Origin of the sequence: Amycolatopsis sp. NBC_00438 (assembly GCF_036026695.1) — a bacterium.
Classification (GTDB): Bacteria; Actinomycetota; Actinomycetes; order Mycobacteriales; family Pseudonocardiaceae; genus Amycolatopsis.
On record NZ_CP107923.1, the window covers coordinates 174,815 to 199,429 of the forward strand.

Here is a 24,615-nt window from a genome sequence, read left to right on the forward strand (position 1 = left end):
ACGGCTTTTCACGGGAGCCAGCCGCCGGTGAAGCCGAAGAACTGGCCGGTCACCGGGGTGGACTTGCCGGAGGCGAGGAAGGCGATCAGGGCGCCCATCTCCTCCTGCTGGCCCAGACGTTGGAGCGGGACCTCCTTGGCGACGGTCGCGCGCAGGTCGGCGTCGGACTCCCAGAGGCCGGGCGGGAAGTAGGTCGGGTTCTCGAACCAGTTGGGGCCGATCGCGTTGAACTGGATGCCGAACTCGCCCAGCGCCTTGGCGGCCCCGGTCATCAGCGTGGTGGCCGCGGCGCGCGCCGCGCTGTAGAGGACCGCGGCGGCGAGCGGCCGGACGGCGGCCGCCGACGTCACCAGGATGATCCGGCCCGTGCGGGCCTCTTTCATCGCCGGGGTGGCGGCCTGGATCAGCTCGAACGGCCGGTACACCAGCTCCCGCATCAGGAACTCGAGGTCACCGAGCGGCGCGCCGTCGAAGGGCTTCTGGACGGCGGCCGGCGGCACGTAGTCGTTGCTCAGCACGACGTCGACCCGGCCGTGCTCCCGCGCGGCGGCGAGCATCGCCTCGGGCTCCTGCTCGGCGATCGGCGCCAGGTCCGGGTTCTCGGCGGCGAACTTCTCCCGCACCACGGAGTCGGTGAACGTCCGGTCGTGGCAGACGACGGCGAACCCGTCGGCGGCGAGCGCCGTCGTACCGGCGGGACCCGCGTACTGCGTCACATTGGTGACCAAGGCAACTGTCATGCGGAAACCCTAGTTAGCCACCCGGCCCCTCGGGTCCGCCGAACGGAGGTCCGTGAAGGACTCCTTGAGGGACTCAGAGTCCCTCAAGGAGTCCTTCACGGACTTTCAGCGGACGCCGAGGAGGTGCTCCAAGGCCAGCTGGTTGAGGTGGGTGAAGTGGTACCCGCGGACCGCGGCCGCGTCCAGGTCGAAGTCGTCCTTCTGCAGGTCGTCCAGGGACTCGCCCGGGGCCAGCGTCGGCGTCGACAGCTCCGGGACCCGGGACGCCGCGAGGGCCTCCACGACCTCCGGGTCGGCGCGGAACTTGCGGGACTTCTCCTTCAGGATCAGGTAGGTCCGCATGTTCGCGGCCGCGGAGACCCAGACGTCCGCGGGGTCCTCGGTGCGCAGCGGCTTGTAGTCGAAGTGGCGCGGGCCCTCGTAGCCGCCGTTCTCCAGCAGGTCGACCAGGAAGAACGCGCTCTTCACGTCGCCGTGGCCGAAGATCAGGTCCTGGTCGAACTTGGGGCCGTGCTGGCCGTTCAGGTCGATGTGGAACAGCTTGCCCTGCCACAGCGCCTGCGAGATGCCGTGCACGAAGTTCAGCCCGGCCATCTGCTCGTGCCCGACCTCCGGGTTGAGCCCGAACATCTCGGACCGCTCCAGCTGCGAGATGAAGCCGAGCGCGTGCCCGATCGTCGGCAGCAGGATGTCGCCGCGCGGCTCGTTGGGCTTCGGCTCCAGCGCGAACCGCAGCGAGTAGCCCTTCTCGACGACGTACTCGGCGAGCGCGTCGAGGCCCTCCTTGTACCGGTCCAGGGCCGCGCGGACGTCCTTCGCACCGTCGGACTCGGCGCCCTCGCGGCCGCCCCAGACGACGTAGGTCTCCGCGCCCAGCTCGGCCGCCAGGTCGATGTTGCGCCGCACCTTGCGCAGCGCGTAGCGGCGGACGTCACGGTCGTTGCTGGTCAGGCCGCCGTCCTTGAACACCGGGTGGGTGAACAGGTTCGTCGTCGCCATCGGCACCTTGAGGCCGGTCTCGGCGAGCGCCTTGCGGAACCGCTCGATCGCCTTGTCGCGGTCGGGCTCGGTGGCCAGCAGGTCGTCGTCGTGGAACGTCACCCCGTAGGCGCCCAGCTCCGCCAGCCGGTGCACGCTCTCCACCGGGTCCAGCGCCGGCCGCGTGGCGACCCCGAACGGGTCGTTCGCCGGCCAGCCCACGGTCCAGAGGCCGAAGGTGAACTTGTCGGCCGCCTGGGGGGCGTAGTCGTCCATGACTGTCCCTTCATTTAGTTCACGTTGTAGACTAAATAGTGCGCCGCGGGGTCCCGGGCGTCAAGAGCCCGGATAGAGTGCTCGGCAGGAGGGACACGATGACCCAGGCCGTGCGGCACGAGGAGATGCGCGCTCGCAACCTCGAGGTCGTGCTGGGCGAGGTCAGCCGCAACGGCCCGCTGACCAGGGCCGCCCTCGCCGAGCTCACCGGGCTCACCAAGTCCACGGTCTCCAAGCTCGTCGGCGATCTCGTGGACGCCGGCCTGCTGGCCGAGACCGGGCCCGCCCGTGTGGGCGAGCGCGGCCGGCCGGGGGTGGACGTCGTGCTCAGCGGCGCCCGGATCGCGTCCCTGGGCCTGGAGATCAACGTCGACTACCTCGCCGTCCGTGTGCTGGATCTCACCGGCGCGGTCCGGTTCGCCGCCCGTCGCGACCGCGACAACCGCGGCTCACGGCCGAAGAAGGTCCTGGCCGAACTGCAGGCCCTTGCCGATGAAGCCATCACCGACGCGCGCCGGCTCGGGCTCGACCTCGCGGGCGCCGTGCTCGCGGTGTCCGGCCCGGTCGGCGACGGTGTCCTGTTCAGTGCCCCCAACCTCGGCTGGCAGGACGTCCGCGCGGCCGACCTGCTGCGCCTGCCCGTCCCGGTCGAGCTGGACAACGAAGCGAACCTCGCCGCGCTCGGCGAGCTCTGGTACGGCGACGGCGAGCGCGACTTCCTCTACGTCTCCGGCGAGGTCGGCATCGGTGCCGGCCTGGTCGTCGACGGCGAGCTGTTCGCCGGGTCCCGGGGGCTGGCCGGCGAGCTGGGCCACGTCGTCGTGACGCCGGACGGCCCGGCGTGCCGCTGCGGCGGGAGCGGCTGCCTGGAGACCTACGCCGGCCAGGAAGCGTTGCTGGCGGCCGGAAAGACCCCGACGGTGGCCGCGCTCCTGGCCGCTCTCGTCGAGGGAGACCGGGAAGCGCTGGACGCCTGTGCCGCGGCCGGACGCGCTCTCGGTGTCGCGCTGGCGTCGGCGGTGAACCTGCTCGACCTCGACCGCATCGTGCTCGGCGGCGTCTTCACCCCGCTGTACCCGTGGCTGGCCGAGCCGGTCGCCGACGTCCTGGCCGCCCGGCTCGGCGGTCTCCGGGGCGCGCCGCCGGTGCTCACGGCGTCCCGGCTGGGTGGTGACGCCGCCACGCTCGGCGCGGCGGGCCGGGTCGTGCACCGCGTGCTCGCCGACCCGGCGCCGTTCCTGGTGCGGGCTCAGGAGGCGTAAGCCTCCACTTCGGACAGTTGCCCGGCGGGCCAGCCGGTGTTGCCGGTGAAGGTGAGCTTCAGGTACCGCTGCGCCGGGATCGTGAGCGTCACGCTGTTGCCGGTCGCCGGGTCGAACACGTACCCCGCCGGCGCGCCGTCGTTCACGGCGATCGTCTGCGTGCGACGACCCCACGCGGGCGGCAGCTTCAGCACCAGCCGCCCGGCCGTGGCCGCCGGGCCGAGGTCCACCGTCAGGGTCTGCGGGAACGCGTTGTTCGTGCTCTCCCAGTAGCTCGACGCGTTTCCGTCGACGGTGTTGCCTGGCGGGAACCCGCCCTGCGAGCCGCTCGCGGAGACGGCCTTGCCCTGAGCGAGGTTGACCGAAGCAGGTGGGGGACCGCCGAGCTGCGCGGCCCAGTAGCGCGTCCGGTCCAGGTAAGCGGTTTCCGACGCGGCACCCGACGTCCCGTAGGCACCGGAGAAAGTCTCATACGCCGAAGACGGCGGTGACGAGCGGGCCGGCTCGATGATCGAGCCCTCGTGCCACTCGTTGAACGACGTCACCGAAACCCAGTCGGCGTTCGAGGAAAGCGCGTTCTGCCATTCACGGTCGTAGGTGGCGCCGTTGTCGCGGCCCAGGGTCGGGGTCGTGTTGCCCGGCACCGCGCGGTCGTCGTTGTACCCCGGGCCGACCGACGGCGCCCACACCAGGCCGTTCGCGTCGCAGTAGGCGCTCGCCTCGCGCCACCCCGGTGCCGTCGCCCCGGCGATCGCGTCGTAGGTGTACATCCCGCCGAAGTGCGCGACCTTGCTCGTGTCCGTCGTCTGCGCCAGCACGATCGCCGACGACCGCACCTGGTCCAGCGCCGTCCAGTCGGTGATGCGCAGGCTCTCGAAGACGTAGAACGCGCCGCGGCCGCCCTCGCGGTAGAACGCCGGGCTCGCCCCGTACCGGCTGGTCAGGTACCCGATATCGGCCACGGTGGACGAAGCCGTCCGCCCGCTGTAGGGCTCCAGGTGCCAGGCGACCCCGATCCCGTGCCGGGCCGCGGCTTCGAGCACGCCGGCGGCCAGACCGTCCTCATAGGACCCCTGACCCCACCAGCTGTAGACGATCACCCCGGCGCCGGACTGCTCGATCCACCGCATGTGCTGCTCGACCGCGCCCGCGAAGTCGCCGGAATCGTACGGGCCGAGTGCCGGGTAGAAGTTCGCGCCGATGTCGGCGGGCGGCGTGTGGCCGCCTTGATCCCAGTGGCGGTAGGCGCCGCCGCTGTTGCCGTACCAGGGGTAGTAGAACAGGTGGGTCCGGGTGGAGAGCGCCGCGGCGTGCGCGACGCCCGGCAAGGTGGCCGCCAGCAGGAGAAGTGCGGCGAACAACGTCGAAATCCGTCGCATGGGGAACCTCTCGGGAGATTCGGGGTGTTCCAGACCATACGGACGCCACGCGAAATCCCGCAACACTTCCACGCACATACGCAAACGCGGGCAGCGGCTCGCCGGCCGAAACGGCGTACCGCACCGACGCGAACGAGTCGTCCGGGACGTCGCTGGCGAGCAATGCCGCGTAGAACGTCGGCACGGCGAAGAACAACGTCGGCTTTTCTTCTCGCAGGCGTCGGGCTTGCGTCGGAAAGCCACTAGGAGAGCCGCCCGGAACGCGAAAACCGCCCCGGGCGAACCCGGGGCGGTTTCCGTTCAGCGGGACGGAACTAGCTCACGGCGTTGATCTGCACCAGCGAGCTGCCGACCGTGACACCGGTGTCGGTCTGCACGGTCAGCTGACCGCGCAGGACGCGCCCGGCCGCCGGGGCGGCGGTGGCGGTGACCGTCGCCGGCACCGTCCACGTGCTGCCCGAGGCGTGCGCCGCGACCGGGTCGGTCAGGGCGACCGAGCCGAACGCCGGGTTGGTGAACACGTCGACGTAGTCGTACTGCGTGGTGCCGGCCGGCACCGCGTAGCCGTCGACCAGCGCGACCCAGGTGCCCGCCGCCGGGTTGGCGATGGTCACCGACTCCTCGGAGTCACCGTCCGCACTCTGGCCCGCCACCACGCAGGAGCCCGTGGTGCAGTTGTACAGCACCAGGTCCAGGTCGGCGCCGACGTCGGACGTCTTGCCGATCGTGGCCGTCAGCGACGTCGAGCCCGGCGTCACCGCGATCTGGTACTGCTGCTGCGCGCCTTCGGCGATCGTCGGCCGCGACACCTTCGCGCTGCCCAGCGTGGCGCCGAGCAGGTGCCCGGTGAACGCGCCGAGCGTGTTCGTCACGGTGTAGGACCGCGCGATCGGCGTGTTCAGCGTGGCGGAGGCGATCGTGTCGGGGTTCGGCGTGATCGTCGTACCGAGCACCGAAGCGCTCAGCTTGTACGCCGCACTGTCCACATCGGACGTCCGGCGCGCTTCGACGACGATCTCCCAGACACCCGGCTGCGGGTTGGCGAACGTCCGGCTGGCCGGCGTGCCGCCGGGGCAGCCCGCGCCCGCGTCGGGCAGGTAGCAGTACGTCGTGGACGTGCTCGCCTCGGCCGGCACGCCGGTCGGGTCGTAGCGCAGGAACCGGACCTGGCCCTTGCCCTTGGCACCGCCGCCGGCGTCCAGGTCCACCTTCAGCGCGCTGGCGCCCTGCGGCACCTTCACGAAGTAGCTGGTCGCCTGGTTGCGGGCGATCTTGCCGGACACGTCGACCTGGTAACCCTTGGCGGCGGTGAACTCCTGCGGCGCGAAGACCGTGTTGAGGGTCTGCACGTCGACGCCGATGGTCAGCGGGTTGTCCAGGTACAGCAGCGCCGAGTGCGCGCCGGCGTTCTTCGGGTTCACCTTGACCTGGAAGGTCACCGGCTTGTTCAGCGGCACCGCGACGGTACCCGCCGAGGAGAACGTGCCGTCGTTACCGACCCACCGCGCGAAGTAGAGCACCGGGTTCGCCGAGCCCGACGTCCGCGTGATCGTGTACGTGCGGGTGTAGGCCTGGCCGGTGGTCACGCCCTCGCGGTCGTGGATGCCGACGCCGGTGTTCGGCGTCGCCAGCAGGTTCGACTGCACCGTGTGGACCTCGACCGACGTCGAGACGGCGTCCGGCTTCGGGTTGAGCGACAGCGCGACGAACGCGGCGGGCACGTTGAACAGGCCCGCGCCCTGGGCGTAGGCGTCGATGCCCGGCACGAACCGCGCGGTCGACTTGATCGCCGAGCGCAGCTGCGCGACCGGCGGCCGCTGGCCGTTGTGCGTCGCCTTGTACGCGCTCACCAGCAGGGCGGCCGCACCGGTCGCCTGGGGCGAGGCCATCGACGTGCCCTGCAGCATCGCGTAACCGGCCGGCAGGCTGTAGGTGCCGGCCACCGGGCCCGGCGCTTCCCAGCGCGGGGTGGTCGAGATCGCCGCGCCGGGCGCGATGATGTCGGGCTTGAAGCCACCGTCTTCACGCGGGCCGCGCGAGGAGAACGGGTGCAGCGACTCGGCGTTCTGGGTCTTCGAACCGTAGTCCGCGAGCCAGGTCTGTTTGGTGATGTACGAACCGACCGAGATCGCGTCCGTGGCCACCGACGGGTCGCCGACGGTGTTCGCCCCGGCGCCGCTGTTGCCGGCCGAGATGAAGATCTGGACGTTGTACTCGGCGATCGTGCGGTTGTAGAGCTCCGCGCGGGCGTTGTTGCCGTCGTTGAGCGACGGCAGGCCGCCGATCGAGATGTTGATGACGTCCGCGCCGTGGCTGGCCGCGTAGACGACGCCGTCGATCAGGCCGCTGGAGGTGCAGGCCGCGCCGGTGAGGCAGACCTTGACCGCCAGGACCTTCGCGCCCGGGGCCGCGCCGTCCATCTTGCCGCCGAACAGGTCGTTGCCGGTGGCGATGCCCGCGACGTGCGAGCCGTGCTCGGCGCCGGCGATGCCGATGCCGACGAAGCCCGGCTTGTCGGTCTGGACGACGAAGGCCATCCGCTCGGCGATGTCGGTCGCCGGGTTGTCGGTGCCGAAGAAGCCGACGTCGTAGTTGGTCTTGTAGTCGGTCATCGGCTTCTCGTCGGTGAAGTCACCGTTGCCGTTGAGGTCGACGCGGACCTGCTTGGTCGCCGGGTCGAGCAGCACGCCCCAGGAGTCGGCGCGGTCGCCGTCGCGGTTGATGTCACCGCCGGTCTCGCTGTCCGCGGCACCGAGGTCGCCCGCGGTCTCGCTGAACGCGCCGAACGTGTACGGGCCGCCGGTGGCCGGCGCCGTCCAGGTCTTGCCGTTCGCGGTGAAGGTGCCGGTGTAGGTCTGGGTCGACTGCTTGACCCAGGTGCCGTCCCCGGAGTTGGTGGCGTTGGCGTTGTACCAGTCGACGATCTTGCGCTCGCCGTGGCTGGTCTTCGCCAGCGCGGGGGTGTCGAGGTCGACACCGGAGTCCAGGACCGCGACCGTGGTGTCCTTGCCGTCCCAGTTGGGCAGGACCTGGCCGAACTGCGCGGCGTAGGTGTCACCGGTCGGCAGGTAGGGGTTCACGCGCGGGGTGTTCTTGCCCGGCGCGGGCTGCGGGGCCGGGTCCTGCGCGCCGTCGGGCTTCGGGTCGTCACGCACGATGAGACCGTCGACGTCGACGGCGCTGACCGACTTGAGCTTCGCGGCCTTGCCGGCGTTCCCGGTCGGGACGCTCACCTTGACGTAGTCGAGCTTGGTGTCGGTCGACTGGACGACTCCGCCGAGCGCCTTGAGCTCGTTCACGGCGGCGCCGGTCTGGCCCTTCTCGGCCGCGACCAGCAGGGTCACGTCGGGCTTGCCGGCCTTCTCGGCTTCGGCGACGAGCGTGCGGTCGTGCTCGTCGAGGGCCTTGCTGCCGTCGGCGGCGCCGGCGACCGGCGGGGCCTGCTGGGCGGACGCCACCGGAACGGCGATGCCGAGGACGGAGGCGCCGAGAGCGGTGGCGAGGACGGTGATCCCGGCCCGCCGTCTCCAGCTGGATCTGAGCTGTGTCACTGCGTGAGCCCTTCGTGAAGAGATGCTTGCGAGCAGTACACATCGCGGGATGATCCGCAGCAATAAGACACTTAGCCCATTACCCGCAATTGGTTGCGGGCCGAATGGCCTAACGGGATCGCCGGTTGGGAGGCAACCGGATGCGACGCCGGAGCGTGATGTGCCCACCTTGCTATACGTGCGTATAGGGGGCTACATTCACGAGTAGCAAGCTGCGTCGACAGATAGGCCCGTTCCATGACCGAGAGTGGTCCCGCCTTCGAGGACCTCACCGCGCGCGCCCGCATCCGCGACGCCGCCATCAGGCTGTTCACCGAAAACGGGGTGGAGAAGACGTCGATCCTCGACATCGCCCAGGCCGCCGGCGTTTCCGGCGGCCTGATCCGGCACCACTTCGGGTCGAAGGACGGGTTGCGCAAAGCGTGCGACACCCACGTCTTCGCCGAGCTGATGCGGTTCAAGGAGGAGGCGCTGGAGAAGGGGCACGCGAACCCGGGGTTCATCCCGGCGTTCGACGCCCGTCAGCTGCTCTACCGCCGCTACATGGGCCGCGGCATGATCGACGGCTCCGACGCCGCGGCCGAGCAGTTCCACGAGATCGTCGACGGGACCGAGCGGTACTTCGCCGACTCCGGGCTCGACGTGCCCGATCCGCGGGCCGCCGCCGCCGCGCTCACCGCGATGACCGGCGGGCTGATGATCCTGCAGGACCACATCGCGCGGGCGCTCGGCGAGGAGCCCGGCACCCCCGAAGCGATGCTCCGCATGATGACCGCCGCCGGGTACCTCTTCACCCACCCGCTGGTCACCCCCGAACTGCTCGAAAAGGCCCGCGAAGCGCTGGCCAAGAACTCCCGGAAGGAATGACCATGGCCGAAGCGATCACCGCCGCCGGCCTCACCAAGGCGTTTGGCGCGGCGAAGGCCCTCGACGGGCTCGACCTGACCGTCCACACCGGCGAGGTGCACGGGTTCCTCGGACCCAACGGCGCCGGCAAGACCACCACGATCCGCGTCCTGCTGGGGCTGATGCGGGCCGACAGCGGCCGCGCCACCCTGCTCGGCGGCAACCCCTGGACCGACGCCACCGAGCTGCACCGGCGGCTCGCGTACGTGCCCGGCGACGTCACCCTCTGGCCCAACCTCACCGGCGGCGAGGTCATCGACCTGCTGGGCCGGCTGCGCGGCGGGCTCGACAAGACGCGGCGCGCGGAACTCGTCGAGCGCTTCGACCTCGACCCGCGCAAGAAGGGCCGGACGTACTCGAAGGGCAACCGGCAGAAGGTCGCGCTGGTCGCCGCGCTGGCCGCCGACGTGGAGCTGCTGGTGCTCGACGAGCCGACGTCCGGGCTCGACCCGCTCATGGAAGAGGTCTTCCGCCAGGTCGTCGAGGAAGAGCGCGACCGCGGCGACCGGACGGTGCTGCTGTCCTCGCACATCCTCTCGGAGGTCGAGGCGCTGTGCGACCGCGTCACGATCATCCGCGCCGGCCGGACCGTCGAGTCCGGCTCGCTCGACGAGCTGCGGCACCTGGGCCGGATCACCATCGACGCCTCGCTCGAGCACGTCCCCGCGGACCTGGCTTCGCTGCCCGGGATCCACGACCTCAGCACGTCCGGCTCGCAGGTCCGCCTCTCGGTCGACCAGTCCGCATTGGACGGTGTGATGCGGCACCTGGCCGCCGCCGGGCTGCGCACCCTCGTGAGCCGCCCGCCGACGCTGGAAGAGCTGTTCCTCCGCCACTACCGGCACGACGAGCCGGTCGGAGCGGCGCGATGACCGGCACCTGGTCGCTGCTGCGGCTGGTGCTGCGCCGCGACCGGTTCCTCATGCCGCTGTGGATCGTCGCCCTGACGGTCGCGCCGCTGGGGTACCTGTCGTCGATCAACGCCGCCTACCCGGACGCCGCGGCGCGGCAGCACTTCTACGACCTGAACGTCACCAGCGCGACGTTCGCCGTCCGCAACGGGCCGCTGTACGGCCCTTCCGCCGGGGAGTTGCTGGCCTGGCAGTGCGGGTTCGTCCCGGTCGTGGCCGGGCTGATCGCGCTGCTCACCGTCGTCCGGCACACCCGGACCGAGGAGGAAGCCGGCCGCCGCGAGCTGACCGGCGCGACCGTCGTCGGCCGGCACGCGGGGCTCGTCGCCGCCGTGCTCGCCGCCTGCGGTGCGTGCCTGGTGTACGGCCTGCTGGTCGCGCTCGGCGTGTCGGCGCAGGGGGTTCCGGCGGCCGGGGCGTTGGCCCTGGGGCTCGGCTTCACCATGACGGGCTGGGTGTTCGCCGCCGTCGGCGCGGTCACCGCGCAGCTCACGTGGGGGGCGAGCGGCGCCCGGGGCATCGGGATCGGCGTGCTGGTGCTGGCGTTCCTGCTGCGCGCCGCCGGGGACAGCAGCGAGACGACCGGCGGGTCGGCGGGCTGGCTCGCGTGGCTGTCGCCGATCGGCTGGGCGCACCGGCTGCGCCCGTTCGCGGGGGAGCGGTGGTGGGTGCTGCTGCTGGGCGTGGCCTTCACGGCCCTGTCGGTCGTGGCCGCAGTGGTGCTTTCGGCCCGGCGTGACCTCGGCGCGGCGCTGCTGCCCGCGCGGCTCGGCCGTCCCGCGGCGAAGGCGTCCCTGCGCTCGCCGCTGGCGCTGGCCTGGCGGCTGCAACGCGGGACGCTGCTGGTCTGGACCGTCTGCCTGGCGCTGGTCGGGCTGCTGCTGGGCGGGGTCGCGCAGAACGTCTCGGACCTGGTGCGGGACAACAAAGCCGTCGCCGACGTCTTCGAGCGGCTCGGCGGCGGGGGCGCGGTGACGGACGCGTACCTGGCCGGGACGATGACTTTGTTCGGCCTCGCGGCGGCGGGCTACGCGGTGCAGGCGACGCTGAAGCTGCGCGCCGAAGAGGCCGCCGGCCGGGCGGAACCCGTGCTGGCCACGGCCGTCGGCCGGGTCGGCTGGGCGGTCGCGCACCTGGTGTTCGCGCTGCTGGGCTCGGCGTTCGTGCTCGCGGTGACGGGGCTGGCGACCGGGCTGGCCTACGGCGACGGCGCGCGGCTCGTCCCCGCGGCCCTGGCGCAGCTGCCGGCGGTGTGGGTCCTGGCCGGGCTCGCGGCGGCGTTGATCGGCTTCCTGCCGCGTTTCGCCGCGGCGGCGTGGGGGCTGCTGGGCGCGTTCCTGCTGCTGTCGCTGGTCGGCTCGGCGTTGCAGTGGAACGACGTCGTGCTCGGCATCTCGCCGTTCGCACACCTGCCGCGCCTGCCGGGCGGCACGTTCTCGGTGACCCCGCTGCTCTGGCTGGTACTGATCGCCGCGGTGGCGGGCGTCGCCGGCCTGGCGGCTTTGCGCCGCCGCGACATACCGGTGGGCTGAAAGCCGTGAATGGCCCATCGAGGGACTCAGAGTCCCTCGATGGGCCATTCACGGACTTCGGCGGCAACCGAGGGAGTCGAACCCTGCGCGGCTTGTGAAGGCGGCGCCCATGGACCGGCCCTGACCCTTCGGCGGGCGACGGCTGCCAGTGCTTTCAACGGTAGGTGATACCCCGGCAATTCCCATCTCACGCTGTGCTTCACCCAGACGTGACCTGCCTGGCAAAGTGGGGCCATGGACGATCTTCTGCTGCGCCGCGTGCGGCCGGGACTCGGCGGCGAGCTCGCGGACGTGCGTGTCACCGACGGCCGCGTCACGTCGATCACCGAGCCCGGGTCGGCCGGTTTCGCGGCGCGGATCGTCGACGGGCACGGCGGCACGCTGCTGCCGGGCCTGGTCGACGCGCACGTCCACGTCGTGCAGTGGGCGACGTTCCGCCGCCGCATCCCGCTGGAAGCCGCGCGGTCGGCGGGGGAGGCGGTCGAGCTGCTGCTGGCGCACCTGCTGGCGACGCCGTCGCGGCCGTCGGAACTGGTCGTGGGCGCGGGCTTCCGCGACGCGCTCTGGCCGGACAAGCCGCACAAGGAGCTGCTGCAGCGCGCGCTGCCCGGGCGCGCGGTCGCGTTGTTCAGCGCGGACCTGCACACGCTGTGGCTGAGCCCGGCGGCGCTGAAGCTGATCGGGCGGGACCACCCGACCGGTGTGCTGCTGGAGAACGACTGCATGAGCGCGACGGCCCAGCTGCCCACGGCCGCCGTCGACGTCCAGGACCGGTGGGTCGCCGAAGCTGTGCGCGCGGCGGCGGCGCGCGGGGTGACCCGGATCGTCGACTACGAGTACGCCGACACCGTCACCGACTGGCTGCGCCGGCTGGAGCGCGGCACCCCGGCGACGCGGGTCTCCTGCGTCATCGCGCGGTACCTGCTGGACCAGGCCATCGAGCGCGGCCACCGCACCGACGACGTGCTGCCGGACTCCGGCGGGCTCCTCACGGTCGGCCCGTTCAAGCTCTTCGTCGACGGCTCGCTGAACACCCGCACGGCCTACTGCCACGACCCGTACCCGGGCGGCGATTCGCTGGGGCTGCTGGAACTCCCGCCTTCCGCGTTGGTGCCCCTGATGCGCCGCGCGTCCGACCACGGCCTGCTCCCGGCCGTCCACGCGATCGGCGACCGGGCCAACACGATCGCCCTGGACGCGTTCGAGGAGGTCGGCTGCCCGGGCCGGATCGAGCACGCCCAGCTGCTCTCGCCCGCGGACGTCCCGCGGTTCGCGGCCCTCGGCGTCGTGGCGGCGGTGCAGCCGGCCCACCAGCCGGACGACCGCGACGTCGCGGACCGCCACTGGCCCGGCCGGACGGCGCGCGCGTTCCCGTACCGGTCCCTGCTGGAGACGGGCGCCCGGCTGGAGCTGGGCTCGGACGCCCCGGTCGCGCCGCTGGACCCGTGGGACGGCATCGCGTCGGCGATCTCCCGCACCGACGACGACCGCCCGCCGTGGCACCCGGAGCAGTCGATCCCGTTCGCGGACGCCCTGGCGGCGGCCTCGGGCGGCCGTCGCGGCGTCGCGGTGGGCGACGTCGCGGACCTGATGGTGACGGCGGCCGACCCGGCTTCCCTGGCACCATCGGACCTCCGCCGCCTCCCGGTCACGGCGACCATCCTGGGCGGGCACGTCACGCACCAGATCTGACGTGCAACCCATGGGTTGCGTAGCGAGTGGTTGATGTGCAACTATCTGGTTGCACATCAACCACTTCGAAAGGTGCCTGACCATGGACACGACCGCGCTGCGCGCCGCCTACGAGAAGCTGTTCGACGCGGCGGCGACGCCGGGCCTCGGTGCCGCCGCCGACGGCGGCTGGAACGCCGACCAGGTGCTCGCCCACGTCCTCAGCGTCGATGCCGCCGTCGCCGCGGTCGCGCTGGGCGTGGTCTCGGGAGCGCGTCCCGCGTTCGACAACCGCGTCGCCCTCGACCCGGCGAACCTCGCCCGGATCATCGCCGGGCACGCCGGCCGGGCCGACCTCGCCCGGCACGTCCGGAGCCAGGCCGCCATCCTCTGCGACATCGCCGGCTCCCTCGACGAGCAGGCGGCTTCGGTCCAGGTGCCGGCGTTGCTCATGTCCGGCGACGCGCTGGTGCTGGACCAGCCGATCCCGCTGGCGGCCCTCATCGACGGGCTCGCCGCGGACCACGTCCCGGTCCACACCCGGCAGATCCTCGCCCTGAGGGGGTGAGCCGCCACCTCCTCGTCCGTGGGTCTTGACCTGTCCGGTGGACAACGTCAAAGATTCACCCACAGTCTGACAACGTTGTCACAGGAGGAACCGGATGAGAGCGCGCACGCGCGTCCTGGCCGTCACACTCGCCGGGGTGACCGCCGTCGCCCTCGCGACCCCCGCGCAGGCGGCGCACCAGCCCAGCTTCGCCGACGACCCGACCACGCTCGTCGACACCTCGATCGGCAACAACGGGGACGGCACCACCTTCCCGGGCGCCACCACGCCGTTCGGCATGGTCCAGCTCAGCCCGGACACCCAGCTCAAGAAGTACGCGTCCTACGACTACGCGCAGGACACCACCCTCGGCTTCAGCCACACCCACCTCTCCGGCGTCGGCTGCCAGACCATGGGCAACTTCCGCTTCATGCCGACCACCGGCGCCGTCACCAGCAGCGATCCCGCGCAGTACGGCGCGAATTTCGGCCACGCCGACGAAATCCGGCAGCCGGGTTACTACGGCGTCAAGCTCGGCAACGGCATCAACGCCGAGCTGTCCGCGACGCAGCGCACCGGTCAGCACCGCTACACCTACCCGGCCGGCGCGACGAGCGAGAACGTCCTCATCGAGGTCGGCGAGAGCAACGGCTACACCTACGCCGGGGACGTCCACGTCGTCGGCGACGACACCGTCGAGGGCTGGCTGCAGGGCGGCAACTTCTGCTGGGAGACGCAAAAGGAGCGCTACAAGGTCTTCTTCAGCGCCAAGTTCGACCGCAAGTTCACGAGCTTCGGCACCTGGACCGACAACAAGCTCACGCCGAACCAGCGTGACGCGAGCCTGGGCAGCCAGCGTGCCGGCGCGTGGCTGAGCTTCGGCACCGACCAGAACCAGGTCGGCGCGTCCGTCGGCCTCTCCTACACCTCGGTCGACGGCGCCCGGCTCAACCGCAGGACCGAGCAGCCCCGCTCGTTCGACAAGGCGCGCAAGACCGCGCACGACACCTGGGAAGACGAGCTGAACCGGCTGCGCGTCGCCGGCGGGACCACCGCCGACCAGCGCACGTACTACAGCGCGCTCTACCGCTCGCTGCTGCACCCGTCCGTCGGGTCCGATGTGGACGGTTCCTACCGCGGTTTCGACGACGCCGTGCACCGCAGCCGCGACACGTACTACCAGATGTTCTCGCTGTGGGACACCTACCGCTCGCAGAACCAGCTCGTCGCGCTGCTGCACCCGGACAAGGCCGCGGACATGACCAAGTCCGTCCTCAAGATCTACCAGGACGGCGGCTGGGTGCCGCGGTGGGCGCTCGCCGGCGGCGAGACGAACGTGATGAGCGGCGACCCGGTGACGCCGTGGGTGGTCGACAACTACCGCCGCGGCCTCCTCGACGACCGCACCGCCCGGCAGCTGTTCGACGCGTTGTGGCGCAACGCCACCGAGGTCCCCGCGGACCAGTCGATCTTCCGCGGCCGCGACGGCAACCCGAACTACGTCAAGAACGGCTGGATCGGCTACCAGGACGTTCCCGGCTACACCTTCGGCGACACCCGCCAGGCCGGGTCCGCGACGCTCGAGTACGCCCTCGCCGACTGCGCACTGTCCACAATGGCGTCCGGGCTGGGCTACCGCGACAAGGCCGAGACGCTGTCCGCGCGCTGCGGCAACTTCTCGAAACTCTGGGACACCGGCGTCGAGTCCCACGGTTTCACCGGCTTCCCGCGCACCCGCGCGGCGGACGGCACCGGCGTCGGCGATCCCGACCCGGCCCAGTCCACCGGCTTCCACGAGGGCACGCCGTGGCAGTACCAGTGGCTCGCCCAGCAGGACCCCGCGAAGCTGTTCGGCCTGATGGGCGGCGCGGGGCAGGCCGAGAAGCGGCTCGACACGTTCTTCGACACGCCGCTGCTGCTCACCGACCCGGCGAAGGCCGCCAAGGACTCCTGGGTCCACGGCGCGTACGACTACCACAACAACTTCGCCTTCAACCCCAACAACGAACCGGACCTGCACGCGCCCTGGATGTACAGCTGGACGGGCGCGCCGTGGAAGACGTCGGCCGTCCTGCGCGCGGCGCGGACGCTCTTCACCGACACGCCGTACGGCATGCCGGGCAACGACGACCTCGGCACCATCTCGTCGTGGCTCGTCTTCGGCATGGCGGGCATCTTCGAAGCCCAGCCCGGCTCCGGGACGTACCTGCTCAGCACGCCGATGTTCGAGAAGGTCGAGATCCACCCGGAGCACGGCCGCAAGATCGGGATCGAGGCGCCCGGCGCGAGCGCGTCGAAACTTCAGTACACCAAGGACGTCCGGATCGGACGCAGTGGCTATGACCGCAGCTGGATCTCGCACGAGGACCTGCTCCGCGCGGGCACGATCCGCTTCACCCTGAGCGACACCCCGACGGCGTGGGGCACGAAGTCGGTGCCTCCCGCGCTGTAACGCAAGTCCGTGAATGGCACATCGAGGGACTCAGAGTCCCTCGATGTGCCATTCACGGCTTTCGGGTCGTACGATGCCGCGCATGCCGACGCCGGACGCCCGGGAGCGCATCCTCGAGACCGCCACCCGGCTGTTCGACCGGCACGGCGTGCACGCCGTCGGGATGCAGGAGATCATCGACGAGTGCGGCTGCGGCAAGAACCTGCTCTACAGCCGGTTCGCCAGCAAGGATGACCTGGTCGTGGCCTACCTGCGCCGTCGCGTCGAGGACTGGGAGAAACTGGTCGCGGACGCGCTCGAGGCGGCCGGGACCCCGGCGGCGCAGCTCGTCGAGCTGGTGCGTGAGAACGGGGTGCGGGCGACCGCGCCGGGAGCGCGTGGCTGTCCGCTGCGGAACACGGTCGTCGAGTTCCCGGGGCGCGAGCACCCCGCGCACCGCGTGTCGGCGGACCACTTCGCGCGGGTCCGCACACAACTGCGCGAACTGGCCAGGGCGACGTCGGCCGCGGAGCCGGATCGGCTGGCGGACCGGATCCTGCTCATCATCGACGGGCTGTACGCGCACGGCCCGATCTTCGGCGAAGACGCGGCGAAGGCCGCGGTCGAGTTCGCGGAGGACGTCGTGCGGGCGGCGACGACGGGCTGACCCGGATCCCCCGGGACGGACCCGACCCGGGCGGACAGCCGGCACGAACGCCGCGAAAGGTGCCTGCACGTGCGCGGATCCGCCGTTCGTGCTGAGGTGGGGACATGGCGGAAACCAAGCCGACGGCGACCGAGCGGTTCTTCCGGATCGCGATCGCGATCAAGGGGCTCGACGGCGCCCTCCAGGTCGTCGGGGCGCTGATCCTCGCGTTCATCCCGGCGTCCACCGTCAGCGGGTTCACCCACGCGGTGATCACCCGCGACCTGCTCGGCGACCCGTCGGGCACGCTCGCGCGGCACCTCGAATCGGCGACCGAGAACTTCCTGCACGGCGACACCAAGACGTTCGCCGTCGCCTACCTGCTGGCCCACGGCCTGATCAAGCTCGGCTTGGTGTGGGCGCTGGCGCGCAAGATCGTCCCCGCGTACCCGATCGCCGCGGTCGTCCTCGCCGCGTTCGTCGTCTACGAGATCTGGCGGGCGATCCACACCCACTCGATCGCGCTGCCGTTCTTCGCCGCCCTGGACGTGCTCATCATCGTGCTCGTCCTGCGCGAATACCGGCAGCTGAAACGCGAACGCGGCTAGCCGGGCTCACGCTGCGACGGGAAATCGCACCGTCGTGCTGTCGGCCTCCACTGCCTCAACGTACAGGGCGGTCGCGTTGTCCGAACCGCCGCGGGCGATCGCGGCCTCGACGAGCTCGGCGGCCCCGTGCGCCGGGTCGGCCAGGATCGCGCGGATCGCGGTCCCGGCGAGGGGCTTGTGGACGCCGTCACTGGTCAGCAGCAGGCCGCCGCCGGTGACCTCGGCCGTCCCGATCTCGTGCGGCTTCGTCGTGCGGACGCTGGTGGTGACCACGTGCTCCATCCGCGGTGTCACCGGCTGGTGGCGGGCGCGGAAGTACTCGGCGAGCGTGTGGTCGGTGGTCAGCCGGCGCAGCGCGGTGCCGTCCCAGGCGTACGCGCGGGCGTCGCCGACCCAGGCGATGCGGTACCCGCCGGCGACCGGCACGGCGACGACGAGCACGGCGTCGCCGCGACCGCGTTCCCGGACGGCCCGCTGCGCGGCGAGCACGGCCTCGACCGGTCCTTTGTGGACCGGCGTGCGCGCGGCGGCCGCGGCGGCGACACGCGCGGCCTGGGCCGCGGCCGGGTCGTCACCGACGCCGTCGGCGAGGGCGAACACGACGCCGGGCGCGCCGGCCGCGGCGTAGGCGCCGACGGCGTCGGCGTTGTGCGAACGGGGGCCCTGCGCACTCGCGGTGTGCCAGCGCGGGTAGCCCGGACGGGTGGTGATCATCGCGGCCTCCTCATCCCTCTGACCTCCATGATCCGCGCCGTTCCTGTGGGCGGTCTGAGACTTTCCTGTGCCGGCGGTGTCAGTCCCGGTACCTTGGGAACGGGGTGGGGGAATGGAGTTCCGGATTCTGGGCCCGGTGGCGGTGTGCCGCGCCGACGGCCGCCCGGCCGTGCTCGGCGGGCGCAAGCCGCGGACGCTGCTGGCGGCGTTGCTGCTGGCCCGCGGCCGGGTGGTGCCCGACGCGCGGCTGATTTCCCTGCTGTGGGAGGGCGTCCGGCCCTCGACCGTGGACGCTCAGCTGTGCACGTACGCGTCCCGGCTGAGACGCGCGTTACCGGCCCGGCTCGTCCGTACGGGTGGTGGTTACCTCCTGGAGCCGGCCGGCACGGTCGACGCCGAGGAGTTCGAACGGCTCGCGGCGGCCGGTGACGCGGCGCTCCGGGTGGGCTCGGCGTCCCGTGCGGCGGGGTTGTTCCGCGCCGCGCTGGACCTGTGGCGCGGTCCGGTGCTCGCCGACGTCGCCGAACCGCTCCGCGCGGGCCCCGCGGCGCGGTTCGAGGAACTCCGGCTGGCCGCGCTGGAGGGCCGTATCGAAGCCGACCTCGCCCTGGGCGACCACCTGCGGGCGGTCCCGGACGCGGCGGACCTCGTCCTCGAACACCCGCTGCGCGAGCGCGCCCTGGCGTTGCTGATGGCCGCGCTGTGCGCGAGCGGGCGTTCGGCGGACGCGGTCGCGGTGTACCACCGGGGCCGGCGCGTCCTCGACGAAAAACTGGGGATCACGCCGGGCCCGGCGCTGCGGGCGGCCTACGAACGGGTCCTTCAGCCCAGTCCGGAAGGGTAAGGCGAGGACTGGAAGTCGTGGTCGAGCTGCGCGGGCTCGCGCGGCAGCCAGTACCGGGCGAAGGCGCGGATCTGCCCCGCGGGCAGCCCGGGGTTGACGTGCCGGTGATCGGGTTTCGCGACGGACTGCAGGGCCCAGGCGAAACCGAGCATCGGATCGATCCGCGACCACCGCGGGCGATCGATCCCGAGCAGCATCTGCGCGCGCTGGATCGCGTGCCAGAAGTGGTAGCTGGAGGGCGGGTTCCCGTCCATGGTGTGCACCTCGGACTCGACGGGTTCGCGTCGAGGATCGAAGAGCACCCCCTGCCCGAAGTCGGCGAACGCCTTGACCAGGCCGGCTTCGTCCCCGCGGTAGAAGCGGTCGAAGTTCCCGAGCTGGAGCTTCGAAAGCGTCCGCAGTGGCGCCTCGACGGGCTTGACGAACTCGAGGTAGTTCCGCGGATAGGCGGTCTCTTTGCTGAAGGCGAGCCACCTGCTGGCGATGCTCTCCTGCCCGAGGTACCCGAACAACGCGGTGTAGGCGGCGCTGGTCTCCGCGGACGGGTGGTAGAGCGCGATTTCGTCGAGCTGGTACCAGAGTTCGTTGGCCCGCCGGTCCCCGAGCATCCCCGGCACGGGCGACAGGCTGGTCGTTTCCGCATCGGCTGTTCCGCCGAGCAGTACGGACCCGGCCGCGGCGACGGCGGTCCCGGCGGTGATTTTGAGCAGGTTCCGGCGATCCATGGTTCCCCCCTGTGGGCGACCCCCGTCGCCCTCACCGCCACGGTACGGAGGGTTTCTATACTTTTTCTGTACGATCGCTGCGGTGGATGACACCCGGGAGATCGAAAACCTGATCCACAGGTACGCGTCCCTGGTGGACGCGGGAGACTTCACGGCGGTCGGCGAGCTGTTCGCCTCGGGCGCGTTCGCGGGCAGCGGCGGCGTGGCACGCGGCGCGGCCGCCGTGGAACAGATGCTGCGCTCGACGGTGATCCTGTACCCCGACGCGACCCCGCGCACAAAACACGTGACGACAAACGTGTCGATCTCGGTCACCGGAGACACAGCGGCGTCGCAGGCGTACTTCACGGTGCTGCAGGCGGTCGAGGGCTTCCCCCTGCAAACGATCGCGGCGGGCACCTACCGCGACACCTTCAGCCGGTCCGCGGGCGAGTGGCAGTTCACCGAACGCCAGGCCGCGGTCGACCTCGTCGGCGACTTCAGTCACCACCTGCGCGCAAAGGGGTCGTGAGTGGTAATCGGGGTTCTCACCCGCATTACCACTCACGACCCCTAGGTCGCGCTCACTTCTGCAGGTCGTAGACCGTGGACCCGTCCACCGTCGTGGCCGTGAAGGTGGCCGTCACCCACGCGCTGATCTCGCTCGACTCGCCGCCCGGGCCGCCGCCGCGGCCGCCGTCGATGAAGTACTTCACCTCACCCGCCGCGACGTACGCCTTGAACTCGTCCAGCGTCGGTGCCGGGTCCGAGCCGCTCCAGCCGCCGATGCCGATCACCGCCTTGCCGCTGGCCAGTTCCAGCGACGCCGCGGTCTGCGAACCGGTCGTCGCCGCCGCCCACTTCGTGGTGGTCGAAGCGAGAAGCTTGCCGACCGCGCCGGATGCGGACTCGTCGCCGCCGAAGCCGCCCATCGCGCTCGACGTCGGACCGGACGTCGGGATCGAGCCGCTGTGGGCCACCGAAGCCGTCTCCACGCCGTAGGCCGCCGAAGAGACGCCCAGCGTCAGCACCACCGCCGCGGCCACGACGGCGACCGCGCGGCGGACCGGCGGCACGCCCATCACCAGCACCGTGCCGACCAGCACACCGAGCACCGCGACGATCCAGCGCAGCGCCGGGAACCAGTCCGGCGCGCGGTCCAGCAGGATGAACGACCACACCGCCGTCACCACGATCATCGCGGCCAGCACCGCCCGCGGCGCCGGGTTCGCCCGGCCCTGCCACAGCGCGCGGCCCGAAATCGCGACCACCGCGGCGATCGCCGGCGCCAGCGCGACCGAGTAGTACGGGTGCACGATACCGCTCATGTAGCTGAACACCAGCGCCGTCACGACCAGCCAACCGCCCCACAGCACCAGCGCCAGGCGCGTCCGGTCCGTGCGCGGCGCGCGGCGGGTGAACCACAGCCCCGCGACCAGGCCGATCAACGCGGCCGGCAGCAGCCACGAGATCTCGACGCCGAAACTGGAGCCGAACATCCGGAACAGCCCGGCCGTGCCACCGAAGCCGGTGTTGCCACCCATACCGCCGCCACCGCCCGGGCCGCCACCCTCGCCGCCGCCGAAGATCCGCGACAAACCGTTGTAGCCCAAGGCGAGTTCGAGCAGACTGTCCCCTTCGGACCCGCCGATGTACGGCCGGGACGCCGTCGGCCACAGGTCGACCAGCGCGATGAACCAGCCCGCCGAGACGACCAGCGCGACGACCGCGCCGCCCAGGTGCAGCAAGCGCTTGCCCAGCGACGCCGGCGCCGCGATCAGGTACACCAGGCCGAACGCCGGCAGCACCAGGAACGCCTGCATCATCTTCGTCAGGAAGCCGAACCCGATCGCCGCGCCGGCCAGCGCGAGCCAGCCGGGGGACGCCTTTTCCGTGGCACGCACGACGAAGTAGGCGCCCGCGACCATCAGCAGCACGAGCAGCGCGTCCGGGTTGTTGAACTTGAACATCAGCGCCGCCACCGGCGTCACCGCGAGCAGCGCGCCCGCCAGGAGCCCGGCGACCGGGCCGGACGTCCGCTTCACCGCCAGGTAGAGGACGCCGACCGACGCGACACCCATCAGTGCTTGGGGCGCCAGCACGGTGAAGCTGGAGAAACCGAAGATCCGCGCGAACGCCGTCCCGACCCAGAGCGCGGCGGGCGGCTTGTCGACGGTCAGGACGTTGCCGGAGTCGAGCGAGCCGAACAGCCACGCTTTCCAGCTCTGCGTCCCGGACTGCACGGCGGCGGCGTAGAACGAGTTGCCGAAGCCGGACGCGGTCAGGTTCCAGAAGTACAGCACCGCGGTCGCGGCCAGCAGCCCGAACACCGACGGGCGCACCCAGCGCGGGGGCGCGTGCGCCGCGGAATCCTTGCGGTGACGCGGTTCCTGCGTCACGGGGTCGGACAGGACGGCGGTCATCAGTACTCCTTCTGAGTGGCGGCCTGGCGGCGCGGGTTGAACACCCAGCCGCGCAGGAGCAGGAACCGGAGGACCGTGGCGGCGAGGTTCGCCAGCACGAGCACGGTGATCTCCAGGACCAGCCCGGGGGTGGTGGATCCGTTGAGCAGGGCGAGCGCGCCGCTGGTCAGCGCCAGGCCGAGGCCGAACACGATCAGCCCTTCGAACTGGTGACGCCCGGCGCCGCCGTGGCCCCGGATGCCGAACGTGAGCCGCCGGTTGAGCGCGGTGTTCGCGATGGCCGTGACGAGCAGCGCGGTGAAGTTCGCGGGTTGCGCGCCGACGGCCGAGCGCAGCAGCAGGAACAGCACGAGGTAAGCGAGAGTGCTGCTGACGCCGATCGCGGCGAACCGCACGAGCTGCGTCACCAGCCGCGGCGGCACCCCGGGCGCCTCGACGCCGATCGGCTGCCGGCCGAGCTGCTCGCGCAGCCGGCTGATCGGGATCTCCCCGGTGAACGTCGCCCGGGTGACGCGGGCGATGCCCTTGAGGTCCGCGGTGGCCGTCTTGACGATGTTGACCGACGAGTGGGGGTCGTCGACCCAGTCGACGGGCACCTCGTGGATCCGCAGCCCGGCGCGTTGCGCGAGCACGAGCAGCTCGGTGTCGAAGAACCAGCCGGTGTCCTCGACGTGCGGCAGCAGTTCCCGCGCGACGTCGGCGCGGATGGCCTTGAACCCGCACTGCGCGTCGCTGAACTTCGCGGCGAGCGTCGAGCGGAGGATCAGGTTGTAACAGCGGGAAATGAACTCGCGCTTCGGCCCCCGCACCACTCGCGCTCCCCGGGCGAGCCTGCTGCCGATGGCGAGATCGGAGTGCCCGGACAGCAGCGGCGCGACGAGCGGCGCCAGCGCGGCCAGGTCGGTCGAGAGGTCGACGTCCATGTAGGCGAGGACAGCGGCGTCCGAGGCCCGCCAGACGGCGTTGAGCGCGCGGCCGCGACCCTTCTCGTCCAGGTGGTGGACCTCGACCTCGGGGAACTCCCGGGCCAGCCGTTCCGCGACCGGCAGCGTCGCATCGGTGCTCGCGTTGTCGGCGACGGTGATCCGGTAGGGGTAGGAGACGTGTTCGGCCAGGTGCGCGTGCAGCCGGCGGATGCACGGTTCGAGGTCGGCCTCTTCGTTGTAGACCGGGATGACGACGTCGAGAACCGGCTGCGGGCCGGCCAGGTCGACCGGGACGGTCCCGGGCCGTGAAGCGGAGGCGGTGGCTGTCATGACGACCACGGTCGCCGGTCCCGCTTTGGTGACCGTGTGATCGCCCTGTGCGGTTGCTGTGCGCCGCCCCCGGGCGGGTGGGCCCGGGGGCGGCGCGGCTCAGCTGTGCACCCGCAGCGGGACGATCTCCTGCGGGTTGCCGCGTTGGGCGGGCACCCACCGCGGCGGCTTCGTGCAGACGGCCACCGTCACCAGGCTCGCGAACCGCGGATGGCGGTCGACGTAGACCTCCGTCGCGAAGCACGCCGAAGCGATCAGCGCGCGAGCCTCGCGGATCCGCCGGAACTCCAGGCCGGCCGGGCAGAACACGGTGACCAGGATTTCGCCGTCCCGTTCCCGCGTCCACAGGATCGCCGGCCGGCGGCCGTCCAGGGTGCAGACGCGGGCCCGGGCGAACGTCGCCCGGAGGCGGTGCTGCACGACGATCGCGCGCAGCCGGCCGCGCAGGTAGCGACGGCCGGCGCGCCAGTAGAAGACCCAGTGGAACGCGCCGGCCAGGGCCACCGCGAACCAGAGCGGGCCGAGCCACTGGAAGAGCACCACGAGCGAGCAGGGCAGCAAGGTGACCGCCGCGAACTCGTAGCGCCAGTGGTAGGCCCACAGGAACGGGTTGGGCCGCTTCACCGGGGTGAGCTGCCGGGCCAGCTCGGTGACGTGCTCGGGAGTGTGCTTGCGGGTCATGACCGTGCTCCTCTCCAGCCGTCGGCGACCGGGACCGCGGTCTCGGGGGCCGAGCGAATGACTCCGGTACCGGCGCAGGCCGGGCAGGCGGCGCCGTCGGTGGGGCTGAGCCCGTGGCCGCCGCAGGATCGGCAGGCGCTGACGGTGTCCCAGCGGGGGTCGCGGTAGGTGCGGGTCCGGCCGTTCGCGGCGCGACGCACCTGCCAGCCGCGGGCCTCGGCCCGGGCGTCCTCGTCGGCGGCGAAGAGCCACTCCGCGAGGACAGCGAGTACTCGATCGAACCGGCCACGTCCGTGGGACGTAGGTAGGTTGTGGTCTTTCATCGGGACACCCCCAAACTGCGCGCGAACTCGGTAGGGCGAGCCCGGCCGGAACGGCGTGGGGCTGCCCGCGGGCGGCTCGGGGAGGCCGCCGGACACTTTCCGCGGTGCCTCGGGTGCGCGGGGTCGCGACCGATCCGCGGTCAGGAGGGGCGCGAGCTGCGGAATCACCCGGTCCGGCGGTTGTCGAGCGTGCCTTGACCCGGGGTGGCGGGCCCGGTGTTACGCTCCGCTG

General features: G+C 71.7%; 21 protein-coding genes and 1 pseudogene. 11 read left to right on the top strand and 11 right to left on the bottom strand.

Annotated features, from left to right (window positions below; translation table 11 throughout):
- Positions 1 to 8: 8 nt before the first annotated feature.
- Together OG494_RS00755 and xylA are read right to left on the bottom strand one after the other, a co-directional pair.
- Positions 9 to 740 carry an SDR family oxidoreductase gene (locus tag OG494_RS00755; RefSeq protein WP_328450888.1) on the bottom strand — a complete coding sequence of 244 codons (732 nt, stop codon included), beginning with the start codon at positions 738 to 740 and terminating at the stop codon, positions 9 to 11.
- A gap of 105 nt (positions 741 to 845) precedes the next feature.
- On the bottom strand, positions 846 to 1,994 hold the full coding sequence (gene xylA, locus OG494_RS00760; RefSeq protein ID WP_328450890.1) for a xylose isomerase: 1,149 nt from the start codon (positions 1,992 to 1,994) through the stop codon (positions 846 to 848).
- A gap of 98 nt (positions 1,995 to 2,092) precedes the next feature.
- Between xylA and OG494_RS00765 the strand changes: the two genes are divergently transcribed.
- Positions 2,093 to 3,256: an ROK family transcriptional regulator gene (locus OG494_RS00765; protein WP_328450892.1), complete on the top strand. Its 1,164-nt coding sequence runs from the start codon at positions 2,093 to 2,095 to the stop codon at positions 3,254 to 3,256.
- Here the strand turns inward: OG494_RS00765 and OG494_RS00770 are convergent.
- The 3 genes and pseudogenes from OG494_RS00770 to OG494_RS00775 all read right to left on the bottom strand — a co-directional run bounded on the left by OG494_RS00770 (position 3,244) and on the right by OG494_RS00775 (position 8,186).
- Positions 3,244 to 4,635 (bottom strand): galactose-binding domain-containing protein, encoded by a 1,392-nt coding sequence (locus OG494_RS00770; protein ID WP_328450894.1) that lies wholly within the window; start codon positions 4,633 to 4,635, stop codon positions 3,244 to 3,246. The two genes, OG494_RS00765 and OG494_RS00770, sit on opposite strands and share 13 nt — an antisense overlap.
- Before the next feature lie 70 nt (positions 4,636 to 4,705).
- Positions 4,706 to 4,861, bottom strand: a pseudogene (locus tag OG494_RS48275) (benzoate-CoA ligase family protein); the annotation flags it as partial.
- Positions 4,862 to 4,949: 88 nt separating this feature from the next.
- Positions 4,950 to 8,186, bottom strand: a complete 3,237-nt coding sequence (locus OG494_RS00775; protein WP_328450896.1) for a S8 family serine peptidase — start codon at positions 8,184 to 8,186, stop codon at positions 4,950 to 4,952.
- Positions 8,187 to 8,423: 237 nt separating this feature from the next.
- Here OG494_RS00775 and OG494_RS00780 point away from each other — a divergent pair, with 237 nt between their 5' ends.
- The 8 genes from OG494_RS00780 (at position 8,424) to OG494_RS00815 (ending at position 17,438) form a co-directional block, all read left to right on the top strand.
- Positions 8,424 to 9,053 (top strand): TetR/AcrR family transcriptional regulator, encoded by a 630-nt coding sequence (locus OG494_RS00780; protein WP_328450898.1) that lies wholly within the window; start codon positions 8,424 to 8,426, stop codon positions 9,051 to 9,053.
- 2 nt (positions 9,054 to 9,055) lie between these two features.
- A complete protein-coding gene (locus tag OG494_RS00785) occupies positions 9,056 to 9,964 on the top strand; it encodes an ABC transporter ATP-binding protein (protein WP_328450900.1) in 909 nt (302 codons plus the stop codon).
- Positions 9,961 to 11,535, top strand: coding sequence for an ABC transporter permease (locus OG494_RS00790; protein WP_328450901.1), 1,575 nt, complete (start codon positions 9,961 to 9,963; stop codon positions 11,533 to 11,535). The genes OG494_RS00785 and OG494_RS00790 overlap by 4 nt, the downstream gene beginning before the upstream one ends.
- A gap of 234 nt (positions 11,536 to 11,769) precedes the next feature.
- A complete protein-coding gene (locus OG494_RS00795) occupies positions 11,770 to 13,227 on the top strand; it encodes an amidohydrolase (protein ID WP_328450903.1) in 1,458 nt (485 codons plus the stop codon).
- 82 nt (positions 13,228 to 13,309) lie between these two features.
- Positions 13,310 to 13,774 (top strand): hypothetical protein, encoded by a 465-nt coding sequence (locus tag OG494_RS00800; protein ID WP_328450905.1) that lies wholly within the window; start codon positions 13,310 to 13,312, stop codon positions 13,772 to 13,774.
- 94 nt (positions 13,775 to 13,868) lie between these two features.
- Positions 13,869 to 16,205: a GH92 family glycosyl hydrolase gene (locus tag OG494_RS00805; protein WP_328450907.1), complete on the top strand. Its 2,337-nt coding sequence runs from the start codon at positions 13,869 to 13,871 to the stop codon at positions 16,203 to 16,205.
- A gap of 82 nt (positions 16,206 to 16,287) precedes the next feature.
- Positions 16,288 to 16,851, top strand: a complete 564-nt coding sequence (locus OG494_RS00810) for a TetR/AcrR family transcriptional regulator (RefSeq protein WP_328450909.1) — start codon at positions 16,288 to 16,290, stop codon at positions 16,849 to 16,851.
- 104 nt (positions 16,852 to 16,955) lie between these two features.
- Complete coding sequence (locus OG494_RS00815; protein WP_328450911.1) at positions 16,956 to 17,438, top strand: DUF2127 domain-containing protein; 483 nt, start codon at positions 16,956 to 16,958, stop codon at positions 17,436 to 17,438.
- Positions 17,439 to 17,444: 6 nt separating this feature from the next.
- Here OG494_RS00815 and OG494_RS00820 read toward each other — a convergent pair whose 3' ends face one another.
- Positions 17,445 to 18,152 carry a PP2C family protein-serine/threonine phosphatase gene (locus OG494_RS00820; protein ID WP_328450913.1) on the bottom strand — a complete coding sequence of 236 codons (708 nt, stop codon included), beginning with the start codon at positions 18,150 to 18,152 and terminating at the stop codon, positions 17,445 to 17,447.
- A 112-nt stretch (positions 18,153 to 18,264) separates the two neighbouring features.
- Here OG494_RS00820 and OG494_RS00825 point away from each other — a divergent pair, with 112 nt between their 5' ends.
- A complete protein-coding gene (locus OG494_RS00825) occupies positions 18,265 to 18,996 on the top strand; it encodes an AfsR/SARP family transcriptional regulator (protein WP_328450915.1) in 732 nt (243 codons plus the stop codon).
- Here the strand turns inward: OG494_RS00825 and OG494_RS00830 are convergent.
- Positions 18,975 to 19,721 (bottom strand): hypothetical protein, encoded by a 747-nt coding sequence (locus OG494_RS00830; protein ID WP_328450917.1) that lies wholly within the window; start codon positions 19,719 to 19,721, stop codon positions 18,975 to 18,977. The two genes, OG494_RS00825 and OG494_RS00830, sit on opposite strands and share 22 nt — an antisense overlap.
- Before the next feature lie 82 nt (positions 19,722 to 19,803).
- On the opposite strand from OG494_RS00830, the gene OG494_RS00835 reads away from it, so the two are divergent.
- The gene (locus OG494_RS00835) at positions 19,804 to 20,232 is read left to right on the top strand and encodes a nuclear transport factor 2 family protein (protein WP_328450919.1); all 429 of its coding nucleotides are present in this window, start codon (positions 19,804 to 19,806) and stop codon (positions 20,230 to 20,232) included.
- 52 nt (positions 20,233 to 20,284) lie between these two features.
- Here the strand turns inward: OG494_RS00835 and OG494_RS00840 are convergent, their stop codons facing one another.
- The 4 genes from OG494_RS00840 to OG494_RS00855 all read right to left on the bottom strand — a co-directional run bounded on the left by OG494_RS00840 (position 20,285) and on the right by OG494_RS00855 (position 24,383).
- On the bottom strand, positions 20,285 to 22,123 hold the full coding sequence (locus OG494_RS00840; RefSeq protein ID WP_328450920.1) for an ArnT family glycosyltransferase: 1,839 nt from the start codon (positions 22,121 to 22,123) through the stop codon (positions 20,285 to 20,287).
- On the bottom strand, positions 22,123 to 23,379 hold the full coding sequence (locus OG494_RS00845; protein ID WP_328450922.1) for a bifunctional glycosyltransferase family 2/GtrA family protein: 1,257 nt from the start codon (positions 23,377 to 23,379) through the stop codon (positions 22,123 to 22,125). The genes OG494_RS00840 and OG494_RS00845 overlap by 1 nt, the downstream gene beginning before the upstream one ends.
- A gap of 99 nt (positions 23,380 to 23,478) precedes the next feature.
- Positions 23,479 to 24,060, bottom strand: a complete 582-nt coding sequence (locus OG494_RS00850) for a hypothetical protein (RefSeq protein WP_328450923.1) — start codon at positions 24,058 to 24,060, stop codon at positions 23,479 to 23,481.
- A complete protein-coding gene (locus OG494_RS00855; RefSeq protein ID WP_328450925.1) occupies positions 24,057 to 24,383 on the bottom strand; it encodes a hypothetical protein in 327 nt (108 codons plus the stop codon). Before OG494_RS00855 ends, OG494_RS00850 begins: the two co-directional genes overlap by 4 nt.
- Between the last annotated feature and the right edge of the window lie 232 nt (positions 24,384 to 24,615).

What these genes read in the sequence shown, in the direction of transcription:
- OG494_RS00755 (WP_328450888.1), bottom strand. Translation starts at nt 740, where the DNA reads ATGACAGTTGCCTTGGTCACCAATGTGACGCAGTACGCGGGTCCCGCC.
- xylA (WP_328450890.1), bottom strand. Translation starts at nt 1,994, where the DNA reads ATGGACGACTACGCCCCCCAGGCGGCCGACAAGTTCACCTTCGGCCTC.
- OG494_RS00765 (WP_328450892.1), top strand. Translation starts at nt 2,093, where the DNA reads ATGACCCAGGCCGTGCGGCACGAGGAGATGCGCGCTCGCAACCTCGAG.
- OG494_RS00770 (WP_328450894.1), bottom strand. Translation starts at nt 4,635, where the DNA reads ATGCGACGGATTTCGACGTTGTTCGCCGCACTTCTCCTGCTGGCGGCC.
- OG494_RS00780 (WP_328450898.1), top strand. Translation starts at nt 8,424, where the DNA reads ATGACCGAGAGTGGTCCCGCCTTCGAGGACCTCACCGCGCGCGCCCGC.
- OG494_RS00785 (WP_328450900.1), top strand. Translation starts at nt 9,056, where the DNA reads ATGGCCGAAGCGATCACCGCCGCCGGCCTCACCAAGGCGTTTGGCGCG.
- OG494_RS00790 (WP_328450901.1), top strand. Translation starts at nt 9,961, where the DNA reads ATGACCGGCACCTGGTCGCTGCTGCGGCTGGTGCTGCGCCGCGACCGG.
- OG494_RS00795 (WP_328450903.1), top strand. Translation starts at nt 11,770, where the DNA reads ATGGACGATCTTCTGCTGCGCCGCGTGCGGCCGGGACTCGGCGGCGAG.
- OG494_RS00800 (WP_328450905.1), top strand. Translation starts at nt 13,310, where the DNA reads ATGGACACGACCGCGCTGCGCGCCGCCTACGAGAAGCTGTTCGACGCG.
- OG494_RS00805 (WP_328450907.1), top strand. Translation starts at nt 13,869, where the DNA reads ATGAGAGCGCGCACGCGCGTCCTGGCCGTCACACTCGCCGGGGTGACC.
- OG494_RS00810 (WP_328450909.1), top strand. Translation starts at nt 16,288, where the DNA reads ATGCCGACGCCGGACGCCCGGGAGCGCATCCTCGAGACCGCCACCCGG.
- OG494_RS00815 (WP_328450911.1), top strand. Translation starts at nt 16,956, where the DNA reads ATGGCGGAAACCAAGCCGACGGCGACCGAGCGGTTCTTCCGGATCGCG.
- OG494_RS00820 (WP_328450913.1), bottom strand. Translation starts at nt 18,152, where the DNA reads ATGATCACCACCCGTCCGGGCTACCCGCGCTGGCACACCGCGAGTGCG.
- OG494_RS00825 (WP_328450915.1), top strand. Translation starts at nt 18,265, where the DNA reads ATGGAGTTCCGGATTCTGGGCCCGGTGGCGGTGTGCCGCGCCGACGGC.
- OG494_RS00830 (WP_328450917.1), bottom strand. Translation starts at nt 19,721, where the DNA reads ATGGATCGCCGGAACCTGCTCAAAATCACCGCCGGGACCGCCGTCGCC.
- OG494_RS00840 (WP_328450920.1), bottom strand. Translation starts at nt 22,123, where the DNA reads ATGACCGCCGTCCTGTCCGACCCCGTGACGCAGGAACCGCGTCACCGC.
- OG494_RS00845 (WP_328450922.1), bottom strand. Translation starts at nt 23,379, where the DNA reads ATGACAGCCACCGCCTCCGCTTCACGGCCCGGGACCGTCCCGGTCGAC.
- OG494_RS00850 (WP_328450923.1), bottom strand. Translation starts at nt 24,060, where the DNA reads ATGACCCGCAAGCACACTCCCGAGCACGTCACCGAGCTGGCCCGGCAG.
- OG494_RS00855 (WP_328450925.1), bottom strand. Translation starts at nt 24,383, where the DNA reads ATGAAAGACCACAACCTACCTACGTCCCACGGACGTGGCCGGTTCGAT.